The 18,824-nt window shown below is 73.0% G+C and carries 10 protein-coding genes; all 10 read right to left on the bottom strand.

Annotation, left to right across the window (positions count from 1 at the left end; all coding sequences use genetic code 11):
* Positions 1-107: 107 nt before the first annotated feature.
* Positions 108-1,634: an alpha/beta hydrolase gene (locus WA762_RS17785; protein WP_335936764.1), complete on the bottom strand. Its 1,527-nt coding sequence runs from the start codon at positions 1,632-1,634 to the stop codon at positions 108-110.
* A 173-nt stretch (positions 1,635-1,807) separates the two neighbouring features.
* A complete protein-coding gene (locus WA762_RS17790; protein ID WP_335936765.1) occupies positions 1,808-3,013 on the bottom strand; it encodes a DNA polymerase III subunit delta' in 1,206 nt (401 codons plus the stop codon).
* A gap of 375 nt (positions 3,014-3,388) precedes the next feature.
* The gene (gene tmk / locus WA762_RS17795; RefSeq protein ID WP_335936766.1) at positions 3,389-6,634 is read right to left on the bottom strand and encodes a dTMP kinase; all 3,246 of its coding nucleotides are present in this window, start codon (positions 6,632-6,634) and stop codon (positions 3,389-3,391) included.
* A 310-nt stretch (positions 6,635-6,944) separates the two neighbouring features.
* Positions 6,945-9,851 (bottom strand): type I DNA topoisomerase, encoded by a 2,907-nt coding sequence (gene topA, locus WA762_RS17800; RefSeq protein WP_335936767.1) that lies wholly within the window; start codon positions 9,849-9,851, stop codon positions 6,945-6,947.
* Positions 9,852-10,356: 505 nt separating this feature from the next.
* Entirely contained in the window at positions 10,357-10,554 is a 198-nt protein-coding gene (locus WA762_RS17805; protein ID WP_335936768.1) for a hypothetical protein, read from the bottom strand.
* 644 nt (positions 10,555-11,198) lie between these two features.
* Complete coding sequence (locus tag WA762_RS17810; RefSeq protein ID WP_335936770.1) at positions 11,199-12,713, bottom strand: DUF7059 domain-containing protein; 1,515 nt, start codon at positions 12,711-12,713, stop codon at positions 11,199-11,201.
* A 210-nt stretch (positions 12,714-12,923) separates the two neighbouring features.
* A complete protein-coding gene (locus WA762_RS17815) occupies positions 12,924-13,577 on the bottom strand; it encodes a small secreted protein (RefSeq protein WP_335936771.1) in 654 nt (217 codons plus the stop codon).
* 311 nt (positions 13,578-13,888) lie between these two features.
* Positions 13,889-16,336, bottom strand: coding sequence for a sodium-translocating pyrophosphatase (locus tag WA762_RS17820; RefSeq protein ID WP_335936773.1), 2,448 nt, complete (start codon positions 16,334-16,336; stop codon positions 13,889-13,891).
* A 547-nt stretch (positions 16,337-16,883) separates the two neighbouring features.
* Positions 16,884-17,357, bottom strand: coding sequence for an ATP-binding protein (locus WA762_RS17825; protein ID WP_335936774.1), 474 nt, complete (start codon positions 17,355-17,357; stop codon positions 16,884-16,886).
* Between the two features lie 1,039 nt (positions 17,358-18,396).
* Complete coding sequence (locus WA762_RS17830) at positions 18,397-18,750, bottom strand: STAS domain-containing protein (RefSeq protein ID WP_003967428.1); 354 nt, start codon at positions 18,748-18,750, stop codon at positions 18,397-18,399.
* Positions 18,751-18,824: the final 74 nt, after the last annotated feature.

The raw sequence follows: 18,824 nt of genomic DNA on the forward strand, positions 1-18,824 counted from the left end.
CCGGGGCCAGGCCCAGGGCTAGGGCCAGGTCCATGGCCGGGCTGAGGCCGGGTCCGGGGACCGGTTCGTGGCCGGGTCCGGGTCACGGGACCGGTCGGCGGAGTGGATCACGTGCACTGGGTGCCGTCGGCCGGCGGGGTGCCCTCCAGAAGGTAGGTGTTGATCGCCGTGTCGATGCAGTCGCTGCCCCGCCCGTAGGCGGTGTGGCCGTCGCCCCGGTAGGTGAGGAGCGTGCCGGAGGAGAGCTGGCCGGCCAGGGACTTGGCCCACTTGTACGGGGTGGCCGGGTCCCGGGTGGTGCCGACCACCACGATCGGGGCCGCGCCCTCGGCCTCGATGCGGTGCGGGGTGCCCCGGGACGGGACCGGCCAGTGGGCGCAGTTCAGGGCGGACCAGGCGAAGGCGCGGCCGAAGGCCGGGGACGCCTTCTCGAACTCGGGCAACGCGTCGGTGACGGCCTGGGCGTCGGCGAAGGCGGGCGGCAGGTCCAGGCAGTTCACGGCGGCGTTGGCGGCCATCAGGTTCGCGTACGTGCCGTCCGGTTCGCGTTCGTAGTAGCTGTCCGAGAGGGCCAGCAGACCGGAGCCGTCGCCCTTCGCGGCGGAGGCGAGGGCCTCCCGGAGCCGGGGCCAGCCCGATTCGTCGTACATGGCGGCGATCACCCCGGTGGTGGCGAGGGACTCGGTGAGCTCGCGGGAGTCGCCCGTGGGGATCGGCTTGGCGTCGAGGGACGCGAAGAGCCCCTTCAGTCGGTTGGCCGCGTCGGCGGTGGAGGCCGTGCCGAGCGGGCAGCCCGTCCGCTTGACGCAGTCGGCGGCGAAGGACTGGAACGCGGTCTCGAAGCCCGCGGTCTGGTCGCGGTTCACCTGGAGGGCGGGGAGCGACGGGTCCATCGCGCCGTCCAGGACCATGCGGCCGACCCGGGCGGGGAACAGCTCGGCGTAGGTGGCACCGAGATAGGTGCCGTACGACGCCCCGACGTAGTGGAGCTTCTCGTCCCCCAGCAGCGCTCGGAGCATGTCCATGTCGCGGGCGGTCTCGGCGGTGGAGACGTGCGGGAGGACCCGCGCGGAGTGCTGTCGGCAGCCGTCCGCGAACCGCTGGTAGGCGCTGGTCAGCCGGTCGGTCTCGGCGGCGTCGTCCGGGGTCTGGTCGACCTGGGTGTACGCGTCCATCTGCGGGCCGGTGAGGCACTGGACGGCCTCGCTGCCGTCGACCCCGCGCGGGTCGACGGCGACCATGTCGTACCGGGCCCGGACCTGGGCGGGATAGCCGAGGGCGGCGTAGCCCTGGAGGTAGCCGACGGCGGAACCCCCGGGTCCGCCCGGATTCACCAGGAGGGAGCCGATCCGCTCCCCGGGGCCGGTGGCCCTGACGCGGGAGACGGCGAGCTTGATGTCGCCCGCGTCCGGCTTCGCGTAGTCGAGGGGGGCCTTCATCGTCGCGCACTGGAAGCCCTCGGCGCCGCAGTCCCGCCATTTCAGCTGCTGCGCGTAGTAGGGCTTGAGCTCGGCCGGGAGGGCGGGTGCGGCAGGGGACGGGTTCGCCGAGCCGCCGCTGGTGCAGCCGGCGACGAGCAGCCCGGCGGTGCCGAGCGCGGTGGCGAGAAAGCGGAGCGGGCGCCTGGTGTCCATCCCCGGAGCGTAATGGCCGGGCGGTGACTCGCCCGCCTTGCTCCCCGTACGGGTGAAAAAGTGCTGACGAACGGTGACGGGCGCGGCGCGTGGGGCGCCTGCCGCCGTTCGCCGGCGCGTGCTTCCGTGTTCCCGTGGTGCCGGGCCGGTTCCGATGCCGCGTACGCCGGGGCTCAGCCCGCGCGCAGGGCCATGGTCATCGCCTCCACCGCGAGCAGCGGCGCGACGTTGCGGTCCAGTGCCCGGCGGCAGGCGATGACCGCCTCTATCCGGCGCAGCGTCCGCTCGGGCGTGGAGGAACTCGCGACGCGGTCGAGCGCGTCCTGGGCGTCCGTGTTGGCGATGGCGATCCGCGAGCCCAGCTGCATCGCCAGCACGTCGCGGTAGAACCCGGTCAGCTCCGTGAGCGCGAGGTCGAGGCTGTCGCGCTGGGTCCGCGTCCTGCGCCGCTTCTGCCGGTCCTCCAACTCCTTCATCACGCCCGCCGTGCCGCGCGGCATGCGGCCCCCGGCGCCGGCGCCGAGCGCGGCCTTCAGCTCCTCCGCCTCCTTGACGTCGACCTCCTCCGAGACCTGCTTGGCGTCCTCGCTCGCGGTGTCGATCAGCTCCTGGGCCGCCTTGAAGCAGCCCCCGATCTCCTCGACCCGCAGCGGCAGCTTCAGCACGGCGGCCCGGCGCGAGCGGGCCCGTTCGTCGGTGGCGAGGCGGCGGGCCCGGCCGATGTGGCCCTGGGTGGCGCGGGCGGCGGCCCCGGCCCGCTCCGGGTCCACCCCGTCACGCCGGATCAGCACGTCGGCGACCGCGTCGACCGGGGGCGTGCGCAGCGTGAGATGGCGGCAGCGGGAACGGATGGTGGGCAGCACGTCTTCGAGCGAGGGCGCGCACAGCAGCCAGACCGTGCGGGGAGCGGGCTCCTCGACCGCCTTCAGCAGGACGTTGCCCGCGCCCTCGGTGAGCCGGTCGGCGTCCTCCAGCACGATGACCTGCCAGCGCCCGCCGGCCGGGGACAGCTGAGCGCGGCGGACCAGCTCGCGGGTCTCCTTCACGCCGATGGAGAGCAGGTCGGTGCGGACGACCTCGACGTCGGCGTGCGTACCGATGAGGCTGGTGTGGCAGCCGTCGCAGAACCCGCAGCCGGGCGCGCCGCCCAGGGCCCGGTCGGGGCTGACGCACTGAAGGGCCGCGGCGAAGGCCCGAGCGGCGGTGGAACGGCCGGAGCCCGGCGGTCCGGTGAACAGCCAGGCGTGGGTCATCTTCGACCCCGGCGGCACCGGCTCCCCGGCGGCGTGGGCGGTGACCAGGGCGTCGGCGTCCCGGGCTGCGGCGCCCAGCTGCTCCTGCACCCGGTCCTGTCCGACCAGGTCGTCCCATACGGTCACGGGTCACCGCCCTTCCGGTGCTGTGCGGCCTCGCGGCCGGATGTGGCTACTCGTCGGTCCGGGGTCCCGGGCCGGGACCCGTCCGGTCACGGGCCCCGTCGATGCCCCTCGGCTCCCGTTTCCTCTCGGCTCCCCGTCCCCCTCGGTTCCCCGTCGGCTCCCATTGTGGAGGACGGGTCCGACACTCCCGGCACGGCCGCCGGAGAGCGGCCGTGCCGGGAACAGGATCGAGCCGGAACGAGGACCGGGGCGGGATCAGAACCGGACGGGATCGGACGGGAACGAACGGGACCGGACGGGATCACGACCGGACGGGATCGGATGGACCCAGCACCGGACGGGATCAGGACCGGACGGGAACGGCGTCGAACGGGATCAGCGTCGCGGCCCGCGTCCCCGGCCCGAGGGCGCGGAGCCCCCGTCGTCCCGGTGGTCGCCGCCCAGGAGCTCGTCCGCCAGGGTCGGCAGGTCGTCCAGCGGGGTCTCCTCGGCCCAGTCGGGACGCGGGCGCCGGGCGCGGCGTTCCTGGGCGTCCCAGTGGTCCTGCGCCTGCCGCGGCCCGCCCAGGTGCGGGTCGCCGATCTGCGGGAGCTCACGCGTGCGCTCGTTCTCGCTCTCGGCCCCGGCACCGGCCGGACGCCGCTCGTCCCGGAAGATGCCGCGCGGAACCCGGTCCACCGGATCCGCCGGGCGCGCGCCCCGCGCACCGGACTCGCCCCGCGCGCCGGACGCGCCCCGCCCGTCCCCCGCCGGACGCCCGTCCCGTACCGGAGGAAGGACCGCCGTCTCGTCCGCGGCGCCCGCGACGCCGTGGTCTCCGGTCCGGCCGGCGGGACCGTCGTGGTCCGCCGGGTCCCGGAACTTCGGCAGCATCGCCGTCTCCGCCTCGTCGGAGCGCACCGGGCGTGCCGGACGTTCCGCGTGCGGCGGGCGGGTCCCCGGCGAGGGCACCTGCTGCGTCACGTCGTTCGGGTCGACGATGGGCGTCGGCACCGTGATCTCGTTGTCCGGCACGGACGCCGCCGCGGCCGCCTCGGCCCTGGCCGCCTCCGCCGCCTCGGCCCGGCGCCGGGCCTCCTCCGCGCGCAGCAGGGCCTCCTCGGCCGCGCGCTGCTTCTCCAGGCGCCGCTGCTCGGCCTCCCTGCGCTGCCGGGCCTCTTCCTCGGCCTTCTTGCGCAGCCGGGCCTGCTCCGCCTCGCGGGCCGCCTCCTCCGCCTCCAGCCGGCGTCGTTCCTCCTCGGCCTTGCGCCGGGCCTCCTCGGCCCGCTGCCTGGCCTCCTCTGCCTGGCGCTCGGCCTCGCGCCGGCGCGCCTCCTCCAGCTCGCGGCGCTTGCGCTCCTCCTCCTCGGCGCGGAGCTTGGCGAGCTGTTCCTGCCGCTCGCGCTCCAGCCGCTCCTCCTCGGCCTTGCGGGCCGCCTCCTCCTCGGCCTTGCGCCGGGCCTCCTCCTCGGCCTTCCGGCACGCCTCCTCCTGGGCCTTGATCTCGGCCTCGGACAGCGGAAGCAGCTGGTCGAGCCGGTGGCGTACGACCGTGGTGATCGTCTCCGGGTCCTGGCCCGCGTCGACCACCAGATAGCGGGTCGGGTCGGCGGCGGCCAGCGTCAGGAAGCCGGAGCGCACCCGGGCGTGGAACTCGGGCGGCTCGGACTCCAGCCGGTCGGGCGCCTCGGTGAACCGTTCCCGCGCGGTCTCCGGGTCGACGTCCAGCAGCACCGTCAGGTGCGGTACGAGTCCGCTCGTCGCCCAGCGCGAGATCCGGGCGATCTCGGTCGGGGAGAGGTCGCGGCCCGCGCCCTGGTAGGCGACGGACGAGTCGATGTAGCGGTCGGAGATCACGATCGCGCCGCGCTCCAGCGCCGGGCGGACCAGCGAGTCGACGTGCTCGGCGCGGTCGGCCGCGTACAGCAGCGCCTCGGCCCGGTTGGAGAGCCCGGCCGACGACACGTCGAGCAGGATCGAGCGCAGCCGCTTGCCGACCGGGGTCGCGCCCGGTTCCCGGGTGACGACGACCTCGTGCCCCTTGGCGCGGATCCACTCGGCGAGCGCCTCGACCTGGGTGGACTTGCCGGCGCCGTCGCCGCCCTCCAGGGCGAGGAAGAAACCGGTCGCGGCGGGGGCGACGGCCGGCTCGCCGCCGCGCAGCGCCTCGCGCAGGTCGCGGCGGAGCGGCACGCCGGAGCGGTCGTCCGTCTTCGCGAGCACGATCACCGCGACGGGCAGCAGCAGCGCGCCGGTCAGCATCAGGGCGAAGGCCGCTCCGCCATGGGCGAAGACGAAGGAGCCGGACGCCAGCCGGTGGGCGCCGATCGCCGCGGACAGCAGCGGACCGGCGAGCGCGCCCAGCGCGACGAGGACCCGCACGAGGGCCTGGAGGTGCTCCGTGGTCCTGGCCCGGCGCGACTCCTCGGTCTCCTGGTCGACCAGGACGTGCCCGGTGCGGGCGGCGACGCCCGCCGCGTATCCGGCGAGCACCGCGATCATCACGACGGTCGCCGTGTCCGGGACCAGGCCCATGGCGAGCATCGCGATGCCGGTGACGGCGACGGACAGCGCCAGCAGCCGGCGCCGCGACAGCGTGGGCAGCACCTTCTCCGCCGTACGGATGCCGACGCCCGCGGCGCCGGTCAGTCCGAGAATCAGCAGGGCGAACGTGGCCGGCCCGCCGCCCATCTCGCCCGCGTGCAACGCGGCGACGGCAGCGGCGGCGGCGATCGCCCCGGCGACGGCGGCCGAGGCGCCGATGATCACCGGCACGGCCCCGGTGCGGCCCCGGTCGGGCTCTCCCGCGGCCGACGGCCGGCGCAGGCCCTCCAGCGGGGAGCGCGGGCGCGGCGTCCGGTCGCCGGGCAGCTCCAGGAAGTACAGGACGGAGACCGAGGCCGAGAACAGGCCGGCCGCCACGTACGAGCCGAGCGCCGCCTGGTGGAACGAGAACCACTCCAGGCCCGAACCCAGCAGGTTGCCGACGAGCGTGGTGACGAGCAGGGCCGCCCCGGCGACCGGGATCGCGACGAAGCCCGTGCGCAGCGAGAGCCGGCGCAGCGCGTCGAGGTGGTCGGGGAGCGGGCGCACCGCCGCGCCCTGGGGGGGCGGGGCGGGCAGCAGCGCGGGCGCGGCGCCGTCCTTGGCGATCGTCCACAGGCGTTCGGCCGCGCCGGTCACGAAGACGGTGACGAGGATCATCAGGAGCGCCTGCCGCGGCATCCAGTCGATCCACAGCGGCGCGACGACCAGCAGCGCGAGCCGGAGCCCGTCCGTCCCGATCATCAGCCACCGCCGGTCCAGCGGCCCGTCCGGCGCGGTGAGCGTCGTCAGCGGTCCGAGGAGCACGGCTCCGAAGAGCAGGGTGGCGAGGATGCGGGCGCCGAACACCGTGGCCACGGCGAACGCCGCCCCCCGGTACCCGGCCCCGAATGAGCCCTCCAGGACCGCCGCTTGCAGCGACATCAGCACCAGCACGAGAAGGGCGAGGGCATCGCCGACGCCTCCGACGAACTGGGCGCTCCACAACCGCTTCAGCGGAGGGATGCGCAACAGGGCTCGTACGGCGCGCTCGCGTGAGTCTGCGGCAAGTGTGTCGGAGGTGGGGCTCACGACCGTTGGCTGCTCGGCTCGCGTCATCCGTCCAGCCTATCCGGACCGGCCGGGTCGCCGGATGCCCCGCCCGAACATGTGGACAACGTGGCGTGGCCTGTGGACAGCGCGGCGCGGCACGGCGGCCCGCTCTCCGCGCCGCGCCCGGGTGCCGCGCCCGGGTGCCGTGCCACGGGCCGCGCGGACCGGCCGTCGGTCGCCCGGGCCCGGGCCCCGCGCCCCAGGCGTCGCGGCCACGGCCCTCGCGCCGCCGTCCCGTACCCCGGCCCCCGTACGGCCCAGGGGCGACCCGGGCCGGGGCGTCCCCGCGCCGCGCCCAGTCCGTCGGCCCTCAGCCTCAGCTCTCCGCGGAGGCCGTGGTGGGTTCCTTCGCGGCGGCCGTCTTCTTCGCCGCGGTCTTCTTCGCGGCCGTCGTCTTCTTCGCGGCCACGGCCTTCTTGGCGGTCGTGGTCTTCTTGGCCGCCGTCTTCTTCGCCGCGGTCTTCTTCGCGGTCGCCTTCTTGGCCGGCGCCTTCTTCGCCGTCTTCTTCTTGGCGGGGCCCTTGGCCCGCTTCTCGGCGAGCAGCTCGTAACCGCGCTCCGGCGTGATCGTCTCGACGCTGTCGCCGGTGCGCAGCGTGGCGTTGGTCTCGCCGTCGGTGACGTACGGGCCGAAGCGGCCGTCCTTGACCACGACCGGCGCCCCGCTCACCGGGTCGGCGCCCAGCTCCTTCAGCGGCGGCTTGGCGGCGGCGCGCCCGCGCTGCTTGGGCTGCGCGTAGATCGCGAGCGCCTCTTCCAGGGTGATGTCGAAGAGCTGCTCCTCGGAGGCGAGCGAACGCGAGTCCGTGCCCTTCTTGAGGTACGGGCCGTAGCGGCCGTTCTGCGCGGTGATCTCGACGCCGTCGGCGTCCTCGCCGACGACCCGCGGCAGCGACATCAGCCGCAGCGCGTCGGCCAGCGTCACCGTCTCCAGCGACATGGACTTGAAGAGCGAGGCCGTCCGCGGCTTCACCGCGTTCTTGCCGGTCTTCGGCGTGCCCTCGGGCAGCACCTCGGTGACGTACGGGCCGTAGCGGCCGGCCTTCGCGATGATCTGGTGCCCGGTGACCGGGTCCGCGCCGAGCTCGAAGTCGCCGCTCGGCTTGGCCAGCAGCTCCTCCGCGTACTCCACGGACAGCTCGTCCGGAGCCAGGTCCTCCGGCACGTCCGCGCGCTGGTGGCCCTCGGCGTCCTTCTCGCCGCGCTCGATGTACGGGCCGTAGCGGCCGACCCGCAGCTTGATGCCGTTGCCGACGGGGAACGAGGAGATCTCCCGGGCGTCGATCGCGCCGAGGTCGGTGACCAGTTCCTTCAGGCCGCCGAGGTGGTCGCCGTCGCCGTTGCCCGCGTCGGAGGCCGCGCCCGCGCCCGCCAGATCGTCGCCGCCCGCGCCGAAGTAGAAACGCTTCAGCCACGGCACGGCCTGGGCCTCGCCCCGCGCGATGCGGTCGAGGTCGTCCTCCATCTTCGCGGTGAAGTCGTAGTCGACGAGCCGGCCGAAGTGCTTCTCCAGAAGGTTGACCACGGCGAACGACAGGAAGGACGGGACCAGCGCGGTGCCCTTCTTGAAGACGTAGCCGCGGTCCAGGATCGTGCCGATGATCGAGGCGTACGTCGACGGGCGGCCGATCTCGCGCTCTTCGAGCTCCTTGACCAGCGACGCCTCGGTGTAGCGGGCCGGGGGCTTGGTGGCGTGCCCGTCGGCCGTGATCTCCTCGGCGGACAGCGCGTCGCCCTCGGCGACCTGCGGGAGGCGGCGCTCGCGGTCGTCGAGCTCGGCGTTCGGGTCGTCGGCGCCCTCGACGTACGCCTTCATGAAGCCGTGGAACGTGATCGTCTTGCCGGAGGCGGAGAACTCGGCGTCCCGGCCGTCGCTCGCCCGGCCGCCGATCCTGACGGTCACGGAGTCGCCGACCGCGTCCTTCATCTGGGAGGCGACGGTCCGCTTCCAGATCAGCTCGTAGAGCCGGAACTGGTCGCCGGTGAGGCCGGTCTCGGCGGGGGTGCGGAAGCGGTCGCCGGAGGGGCGGATCGCCTCGTGCGCCTCCTGCGCGTTCTTGACCTTCCCGGCGTACGTGCGCGGCTTGTCCGGCAGATAGCCGGCCCCGTACAGCTGCGTGACCTGCGCCCGGGCCGCGGCGACCGCGGTGTCCGAGAGCGTCGTGGAGTCGGTGCGCATGTACGTGATGAAGCCGTTCTCGTACAGCTTCTGCGCGACCTGCATGGTGGCCTTGGCGCCGAAGCCCAGCTTCCGGCTCGCCTCCTGCTGGAGGGTCGTCGTGCGGAAGGGGGCGTACGGGGAGCGACGGTACGGCTTCGACTCGACGGACCGCACGGTGAACGCGCTGTCGGCGAGCGCGGCGGCCAGGGCGCGGGCGTTCGTCTCGTCCAGGTGCAGCACCTGGCCCGAGCCGGGCTTCAGCTGCCCGTCCGGGCCGAAGTCGCGGCCCTGGGCGACGCGGCGGCCGTCGACCGTGACGAGGCGGGCGGTGAGGGACGACGGGTCGGCGGCGTCCGCCGGCCTCGCGCCGCCGGACGCGGCCGCCCCGTTGGCGCCCGTTCCGGTGGAGAACGTTCCGGTCAGGTCCCAGTACTCGGCGGAACGGAAGGCGATGCGCTCGCGCTCCCGTTCGACGACGAGACGGGTCGCCACGGACTGGACCCGGCCGGCCGACAGCCGGGGCATGACCTTCTTCCACAGGACCGGCGAGACCTCGTAGCCGTACAGCCGGTCGAGGATCCGGCGGGTCTCCTGGGCGTCGACCATGCGCTGGTTGAGCTCGCGCGGGTTGGCGACGGCGGCCCGGATCGCGTCCTTGGTGATCTCGTGGAAGACCATCCGGTGGACCGGGACCTTGGGCTTCAGGACTTCCTGCAGATGCCACGCGATGGCCTCGCCCTCGCGGTCCTCATCGGTGGCGAGGAAAAGTTCGTCGGACTCGGCGAGGAGCTGCTTGAGCTTCCTGACCTGGGCTTTCTTGTCCGCGTTGACGACATAGACGGGCTGGAAGTCGTGCTCGACGTCGACGCCGAGCCGGCGGACCTCGCCGGTGTACTCCTCCGGTACCTCGGCGGCGCCGTTCGGCAGGTCGCGGATGTGCCCGACACTCGCCTCGACGACGTAACCGGGGCCGAGGTAGCCCTTGATCGTCTTCGCCTTGGCAGGCGACTCGACGATGACGAGTCGGCGGCCGCCCTGTGCGGTCTCGCTGGTCGGGGACAACTTCGCTCTTCTCTCCGGTCGACGCTCGGTGGGCATCCGGGCAACGCCATGGCGCTGCCGACGGTGCCGTCGCTGCGGAGTGTGACGGTACAACCCGCCCCCGTGTCAAACGGCAAAAGCCCGCAACGGCCACTCGAACGGTAACCCGACTCCCGCCATTCCTGCCGCCCGGACCACCCGCTTCGCCGGGCCCATGACCGCCGCCCAGCGGTTTCCGACCACTACGGCGGCGGTGCCGGACGGCCCGGCATGTCCGCCGCCCGGCGTGGGGCCCTCCGGGCGTGTTCCCCGCCGCGCCCTGCCGGTGTCCGGCGGGGAGACGCAGGCCCCGCGGGGCACGGGGGCCCGGCGGGACAAGGGGATCCGGCTGCGGGAGAAAGAGGAGACGGACCGGCGGAATGCGCGGGTCAGAGGGGAATGCGTGAGTCGGGTGGGAATGCGGGCGTCAGGTGTGCATGCGGAGGTCGGACGGGAAGTGCTCGGGTGGGAAACGGATCAGAGTGGATCAGATGCGAGTGAAGCACCACACACCGAGAACGAGAAAAAGTACGCCGAACAGTGTGGCGAGCGTGGCGGAAGCGAGGGGGCTCGCTCCGTGAGCCACCGGCGCGCGGTGGAACACCCGCGTCCCGGTCCACAGCAGGAGTGCGGCGCCGAACAGCGCGAACACTGCTCCGGCGAGGACCGCGGGTCCGCTCTCCATGTCCGTACGCCTCCCTGTCGCTGTTCGGCCGGGGCCCGTGCCGTCCGGTCAGGTGGAGGCTGTCACCCCGGGGCGTCCGGAACGCGAACCCCGGGTGAATGGCCGGAATCGCACTCCCCTGCGACCACGGGCCACGGGATGGCGTGGCGTGGTGCGGTACGGCGTGGCATGGTGCGGGCGGCGCGGTACGCGTGGCGTGGCGCGGTACGACGTGGGGCCCGCGCGGTGCGACGTGGGAACGACAGGCGCCGAACACCGTGCGCGGGGCGGCAGGCGGCGGGCGACGAACGCCGGACGACAGGCAGCGGCCGACGGGCGAGCACACCATCCCGCCGGACGCCAACCGGAACGCGCGGCACAGCACCCTCACCCGAGACGGCGAGCCCGAAGGCGCAGGTGACATGAGCGCCTCCCATACAAGAGGTACTACAGCCGAGCCGGAGCGGAACGGCCCCTGAACCGAACCGGACGGAGCTGAACGACCCCGGACCGACGCAGAACCGAGCTGGACGAAGCTGAGCAGGGCGACGCGGAAACGCGGCTCACCCCGACCCCGTCCCCGTCCTCCTCCCTCCTTCCCGTCCCCGTCCCGGCCCGGCCCCGTTCCGCCCCTTCCCCAGGAGCCGTCGTCCCCGGCGGAACCGTCACCCGTCCGACGGCACCGGCTCCAGGAAGCCCTCCTCCACCAGCAACCGGATCGCCTGCGGGGTGCGGTCGCGCAGCAGCACCGGGTCCTCGTTCATCAACTGGGCGATCGCGTCCAGGATCCGGCCCGCGGGCAGCGTCCCGTCGCACACCCCCGCGAAGCCCGCCCCGACGGCGTCGACCTTCGTCGCCCGCCGCATCCCGCGGTTCTGACGGAGCACCACGTGCTCGGGGTCCTCCGCGCCCGGCAGTCCGACCTGCTCCTGCACGACCTCGGCGGCCAGGGCGAACCGACCGGTCAGCAGCCCGGCGTCGTCCTGTTCACGCAGGTAGTCCTGACGGGCGAAGTGCGCCTCGACGGCCGGACCCAGCGGCTGCTCCACCGCGTGCGGCCACTCCTCGATCACGATGGACGGCTTCCCCGCGGCGGCCGCGGCGGACTTCCGCAGAGTGATCCAGCCGAAGCCCACGCCCTTGGTCCCGCGGGCCTCGAACTCGTCCAGCCAGGCGTCGTACCGTGCCGCGTACTCGGCGGGGTCCGTGCGATGGTCGCCGCTGTCGCGCAGCCACAGCTCCGCGTACTGCGTGACGTCCTGGACCTCGCGCTGCACGATCCACGCGTCGCAGCCGTGCGGCACCCAGGAACTCAGCCGGGTCTGCCAGTCCTCGCCCTCCACGTGCTGCCAGTTGGCGAGGAAGTGGGCGTACCCGCCCTCGTTGAGCCGGTCCCCCGACTGCCGCACCAGCGTCCGGCACAGGTCGTCGCCCGCCATCCCGCCGTCGCGGTAGGTGAGACGGGCGCCGGGCGAGATGACGAACGGCGGGTTGGAGACGATCAGGTCGTACGTCTCCTCGCCGACCGGCTCGTACAGCGAGCCCAGGCGCAGGTCCGCCGCGGGCGCGCCGGACAGGGCCAGCGTCAGCCGGGTGAATTCCAGCGCGCGCGGGTTGAGGTCGGTGGCCGTCACCCGGGAGGCGTGCAGCGAGGCGTGCAGCGCCTGGATGCCGGAGCCCGTGCCCACGTCGAGCGCGGAGGCGACCGGCTTGCGGACCGTGATCCCGGCGAGCGTGGTGGACGCCCCGCCGACCCCGAGGACCACGCCCTCCTCGCGCGAGCCGATGCCTCCGGCGCCGCCGACCGCGCAGCCCAGGTCGGAGACGATGTACCAGTCCTGGCCCTCGGGCCCGCCGTAGGGCCGCACGTCGACCACGGCACGCACCTCGTCGTCGGCGCGGACCACCCAGCCGTCCTCCACGCACTCCGCCAGCGGGAGCGCGGCGCGGGCGCGCTCGTGGGGAACGGGCCGCTGGAGCAGGAAGAGCCGCACCAGCGTCTCCAGCGGGGAATCCCCCCGGGTGGCACGGAGCGCCGGAACCGTCTCGCTGCGGGCGAGCGCGGCATAGGCGGGCGCGCCGAGCAGGTCGAGGAGCCCGTCGGCGGTGAAGGCGGCGGCGAGCAGGGCTTCGCGGAGCCGGGGCGAACGGTCGGGCGCGGGAAGGCGGGTCGTACTCACCCGACCATTGTGTCCGCTCCCGCCGACAACGGCGGCCCCGCCCGCGCCCGCCGGCCGGGCCGCCGCCCGCGTCGGCGGCGTCGACCGCCCGGTGACCGACAGCCCGGCGGCCCGGTGCTCGGCGCACTCGGACCACCGGGCTGCCGGGCTGTCGGGCCGCCGGGCCGCCGGGCCGCCGGGCCCCTCAGATCAACGGCCCGTCCAGCGAGCTCATGACTTGTCGCCGGACGTGGCGGTCGGGGACGGGGAGTCCGACCCGGTGGTGTCCGAACCGGTGGTGTCCGAACCGGGAGCGTCTGCCTTCGGCGGCGCGGAGGCGGACGGCTTCTGACAGCCCTTCTGCTTCGCCATCGCGTTGCCGACCTCGCCGGACTGCAGCCTCTTCAGCGCCTTGTCGCCACCGGTGCTGATCTTGTTCAGCTCGTCCGCGATGCCCTTGAGGCCGTCGGCGAACTTCGCCTGGTCCTTCGTGTCGAGGGCGTCGACCCTCTTCTGCAGGTTCGCGTAGGCCGCGGAGGAGGAGTTGAGCTCCTTCACCGCCTCCTTGTGCGTGGTCTCGCCGTTGTCGACGGGCGGCGGGCCGGCCGACTCGACGGCCGAGCCCAGTGCCTTGTACGCCTGCGAGATCTGCTGGAAGGCGGCCGAGTCGGTCTTCTGGACATCGGCGGGCTTGCTGTTGTCGGCGGTCTGCTGCTGGATGGCGGCGTTGGCGTTCGCGATCTTCTGCAGCTGGGGCTGGACCTGGTCGCAGACCGTCTTGGCCCAGTCGTTCACCTTGTCGCTCTTGTCGTCGCCACCGCAGCCCGACAGCGTGAGTACCAGTACCGCACCGCCGGACAGTGCGGCCGCAAGCTTCTTGTTCACCGGATCGGTCCCTTCCAAGACTCTCGGCCCCGGAACTTACACGTCGGCCGCCCTCCGCCCGGGTGCCGTGCGCCCGGTGGATGACCTTTTGCAGCCATTTGCACCAAACGAAATGAGGGAGATACAACTCACCCACACAGCCTTCAGAACACGCGAACACCGGAACGAGCAATCACGCGAACGGGTAAGCGTGTGCGGCCGGCGCCCATACGGGCCGGCGTGTGCGGGTCGGCGCATACGGATCAGCGCATACGGGTCAGCGCATACGGGTCAGCGTGTGCGCGGTCGCGCAGCTGCGGGGAGCCCCCGCCTCACGAAACGGCCGCCCGGTCGGGCCGGGCCGGACCGCCGTCGCCCCCGGGCCCCGTGTCCGGGCCCTCCTCGTCCCCGACCGCGACCCCCCGCCGCTTGGAGACGTAGACCGCGCCGACGATGACGACGACGGCGAGCACCGCCACCGCCGTCCGCACCCCGGGGCTGGCGTGCCGCCCGTAGCTGAACCGCACCACCGCCGGGGCGATGAGCAGGGCGACCAGGTTCATCACCTTCAGCAGCGGGTTGATGGCCGGGCCGGCGGTGTCCTTGAACGGGTCGCCGACCGTGTCGCCGATGATCGTCGCGGCGTGGGCCTCGCTGCCCTTGCCGCCGTGCCGGCCGTCCTCGACGAGCTTCTTGGCGTTGTCCCACGCGCCGCCGGAGTTCGCGAGGAACACCGCCATCAGCGTCCCCGTGCCGATGGCGCCCGCGAGATACGAGCCGAGCGCCCCGACGCCGAGCGTGAACCCGACGGCGATCGGCGCCAGTACGGCGAGCAGGCCGGGCGTGGCGAGCTCGCGCAGGGCGTCCTTGGTGCAGATGTCGACGACGCGGCCGTACTCCGGTCGCTCGCCCCGGTCCATGATCCCGGGGTGCTCGCGGAACTGCCGCCGCACCTCGTGGACCACGGCGCCGGCGGACCTGGCCACCGCGTTGATCGCCAGCCCGGAGAAGAGGAAGACGACCGCGGCGCCCAGCATCAGGCCCACCAGGTTGTTGGGCTGCGAGATGTCCAGACTGAGCGACATCGACCCGGCCCCGGCCGCCACGTCGTCGACCGCCCCGGCGATCGTGTCGCGGTACGAGCCGAACAGCGCCGACGCCGCCAGCACCGCTGTGGCGATGGCGATGCCCTTGGTGATGGCCTTGGTGGTGTTGCCGACGGCGTCCAGGTCGGTGAGGACCTGCGCGCCCGCGCCCGTGACGTCACCGGACATCTCCGCGATGCCCTGCGCGTTGTCGGAGACCGGTCCGAACGTGTCCATGGCCACGATGACGCCCACGGTGGTGAGCAGCCCCGTGCCCGCCAGGGCCACCGCGAAGAGCGCCAGCGTGATCGACATGCCACCGAGTAGGAAGGCCCCATAGACGGCCAGCCCGATCAGCAGGGCCGCGTAGACGGCGGACTCCAGGCCCAGCGAGACGCCCGCGAGCACGACGGTGGCCGGACCGGTCAGCGAGGACTTGCCGATGTCCCTGACGGGACGCCGGTTCGTCTCGGTGAAGTAGCCGGTCAGCTGCTGGATCAGGGCGGCCAGCACGATCCCGACGGCGACGGCGGCCAGGGCGAAGAGCCGGGGGTCGCCGCTGCGCGAGGTGATGGCGACCTCGGTGACCCCGGCCAGGTCCGCGTACGAGGACGGCAGGTAGAGGAAGACGCCCACGGCCACCAGCGCCAGCGAGATCGCGGCGGAGAGGAAGAAGCCGCGGTTGATGGCCGTCATGCCGCTGCGGTCGGCGCGCCGCGGGGACACCGCGAAGATCCCGATCATCGCGGTGACCACGCCGATCGCCGGAACGATCAGCGGGAGGGCCAGACCGAAGTCCCCGAAGGCGGCCTCGCCGAGGATCAGCGCCGCCACGAGCGTCACGGCGTACGACTCGAAGAGGTCGGCCGCCATGCCCGCGCAGTCCCCGACGTTGTCGCCCACGTTGTCCGCGATGGTGGCGGCGTTGCGCGGGTCGTCCTCCGGAATGCCCTGCTCGACCTTGCCGACGAGGTCGGCGCCGACGTCCGCCGCCTTCGTGAAGATGCCGCCGCCGACCCTCATGAACATGGCGATCAGCGCGGCGCCGAGTCCGAACCCCTCCAGCACCTTCGGGGCGTCGGCCGCGTAGACGAGCAGGACGCAGGAGGCGCCGAGCAGCCCGAGCCCCACGGTGATCATGCCGACGACGCCACCCGTGCGAAAAGCGATCCTCATCGCCCTGTGCGAAACGACGGTGAGGTCCTTTTCCGGTTCGCCTTCTTCCGGAGTCGCCTCACGCGCGGCGGCGGCCACTCGGACATTGCTGCGCACGGCGAGTCGCATGCCGATGTATCCGGTGGCCGCCGAGAAAAAAGCGCCCAGCAGAAAGAACAGGGAGCGCCCGGCGCGCTGCGACCAGTTGTCGGCAGGAAGCAGAAGGAGCAGAAGGAACACCACGACCGCGAACACGCCGATGGTACGGAGCTGCCGGGCCAGATACGCGTTCGCGCCCTCCTGGACGGCGGCCGCGATCTCCTTCATCCGCTCGGTCCCCTGGCCCGCCGCCAGTACCTGCCGCAACAGCAACCGGGCGACGACCAGCGCGGCGACCGCGACGACCGCGACGGCGACCACGATGACACGGTTGTCGTCCGTGAGCACCGCGGCCGCGAGGGAAGACGCCCGGCCCGGACGTGCGGAGAATGCGGAATCCTGTGCCGGCCCTGCCAGTGGAATGTCGAAGATCTCCGCCATACGTCCTCCTTGACGCTCAGCGTTCAAGACGTGGACGGATTGTAAGGAGACCTGGGTGAGCGAGCAGCGCACTGTGACCGCAATGGGCGTTCACGACCGGATCGATAAGAGATCGGGGCCGCGGATCACTCCGAATGCAGTAATGACACCGAATGACGAAAGACGAAACGGGCGGGAATCAAGGAAACAAGTAATCAAGGAAATCAACGAATCAGCGGCGCCGGGACGACGACGGGCGCGTCGGACGGCGAGGGCGCGCCGGGGCGACAGCCCATCGGTCGGCGCGGCGATGTGCGGCGAGAGGCGGCACGGGTGCCGTGGAGGTCGTCGGACGGCGGAGTCACGCGCCCCCGATCCCCGAGTACGGCTGCGGAACCCGGGGCGACCGCAGGCCCCGGGCCCGAGCCGTCACTCCACAAAGGCCCGGGCCCTGGTCCTCACGACCACAGAGACCCGGGCCTCGCCGCCTCAGGGAAGAGACGAGCGCCACCTCGGGCAGGGGGCGAAGGCCGGCTCAGGGAAGCGGGGAAGGGACGAGCGCCGCCCCTCAGGGAAGAACGGTCACCGGCGTCTTCGGCCAGGTCATACGGATCACTCCGCCGTTGACGCCCGATCTGACCTCCACGTCGTCGACGAGGCCGCTGATGACCGCGAGGCCCATCTCGTCCTCGCCGTCGACGTCGGTTCCGGGCCCCGGTTCGTCGAGGCCCGCGCCGGGCATGTCGCCGCGCGCCGCGGAGACCTCTCCGGGGGCGGGCGCGTCGCCCGGCCCGGGCACTTGGTCGCCGACCTCGATGGAGAAGGACTTCTCCTCCTCGATCAGAGCGACGGAGACGGGAGCGGTGATGTCGTGACTGCGGTGCAGCCCGACCGCCCGGCTGCAGGCTTCACCGACGGCGAGTCGGACCTCGTCGAGCACGGCTTCGTCGACCCGCGCTCGGCGCGCCACGGCGGCCGCCACGAGGCGCGCCGTCCTGACGTGTTCGGGCTGGGCACTGAAGCGGAGTTCAACGGTGGCCATGCGATCCCCCTCAGACGTACGGGCGTGCATCCCAGGAGCCCGGGCAGGTGGCCCGCCGCTCCGGCTCTTCTTCCGGTTTTCCTCTGGTCTTCACTTCGGCCCTCACGCGGTCCTCTTCCAGCCTGCCAGGCGTCGGCCCCGCCCTGGACCGAGCTGCCTCGTCCGGCCCTCCAGGGGCTCCTCATACGGTCCTCGCCCGGAAGCCGACCTTCCGCCCGGGACGAACCAACCCGTCGGCCGATCCGCGCCGGAACCGCCGACAGTCTCCGGACGGCTACGGCCGACGATCACCGGCCGCACCACCGACGCCCTCGCCCGAGCGGTCCAGTCGGCCCGATCCCGCGACCGGCCCGACCCCGCGACCGGTCCAGCCGGGCGACGAGCCCAACCGGACAACGCCGACAGGGCGACGGGCCGTCCGGGCGACGGACAAACCCGACCGCTGATCGAGGCCGGTGATCGGACCGGCGAAGGCCCAGGGGCACGCCCCGTCCTGTCATCGCGCGGACCCGCTGTCATACGCGGGCCGCCACCGAACCGCCGGCCCCGGGCATCGCTGCCGAACGCCACCGAACCCAACCAGTCGTCCGATTCAACCCATCGACTTCGACCCATCGACTTCAACCGTTCGGCTTCGACCGTTCGACTCTTACGTTCGACCAATCGACTACCCAAAAACAGGGCGCCCGACCCGCTCGGCGAGCAGAGATCCGGGAATATCCGGAATCGGCCGGCCAACCTCGACAAACCGAACCATCCGCTCCCGGGCATCCACGACCCAGCCGTCCGGGCCGCCCGGCACTCCCTCTTCGGGCACGCCCGTACTCGGACGTATCGGACCAACCCGCGAACATTCGGCGCACGTCGGCCGACGGCCACCGGCGCGCCGGCGCCATACCGACCCCCGCCACCCTCGGCGGAGACGTCCGGCGTGTACCCGATCGACCGTCGGCCAGTCCGGTCACCGGGGCGCACAGGGTCCCGGGCGCGGGCCCCACACGCGGGCGACCGGCCCGGCGAACCGGGCGGACCGCAGCCGTCAGTCGGTGGCCGCGACCGCCTCGTCGACCGTGGTGTGAATCGGGAACACCTTGGTCAGACCGGTGATTCGAAAGATCTTGAGAATGCGCTCCTGGTTGCACACGAGGCGCAGCGAGCCCTCATGGGCCCGGACGCGCTTCAGGCCGCCCACGAGCACGCCGAGGCCGGTGGAGTCGAGGAAGTCGACGCCTTCCATGTCGACAACCAGGTGGTAGCTGCCGTCATTCACCAACTCGACCAACTGCTCGCGCAGCTTGGGCGCGGTATACACATCAATCTCGCCACCGACCTCGACGACCGTGCGGTCGCCACCAGGGCCGGACACATTGCGAGTCGACAAGGACAGGTCCACGGATCCTCCAGCACCTTGCTATCGAGCGGTCGCCCCTCGGTCTCCCCGGCGGAGCCAGGGGACGGATCGCCAGC

Origin of the sequence: Streptomyces tyrfis, from assembly GCF_037034285.1 — a bacterium.
Taxonomy (GTDB): domain Bacteria; phylum Actinomycetota; class Actinomycetes; order Streptomycetales; family Streptomycetaceae; genus Streptomyces.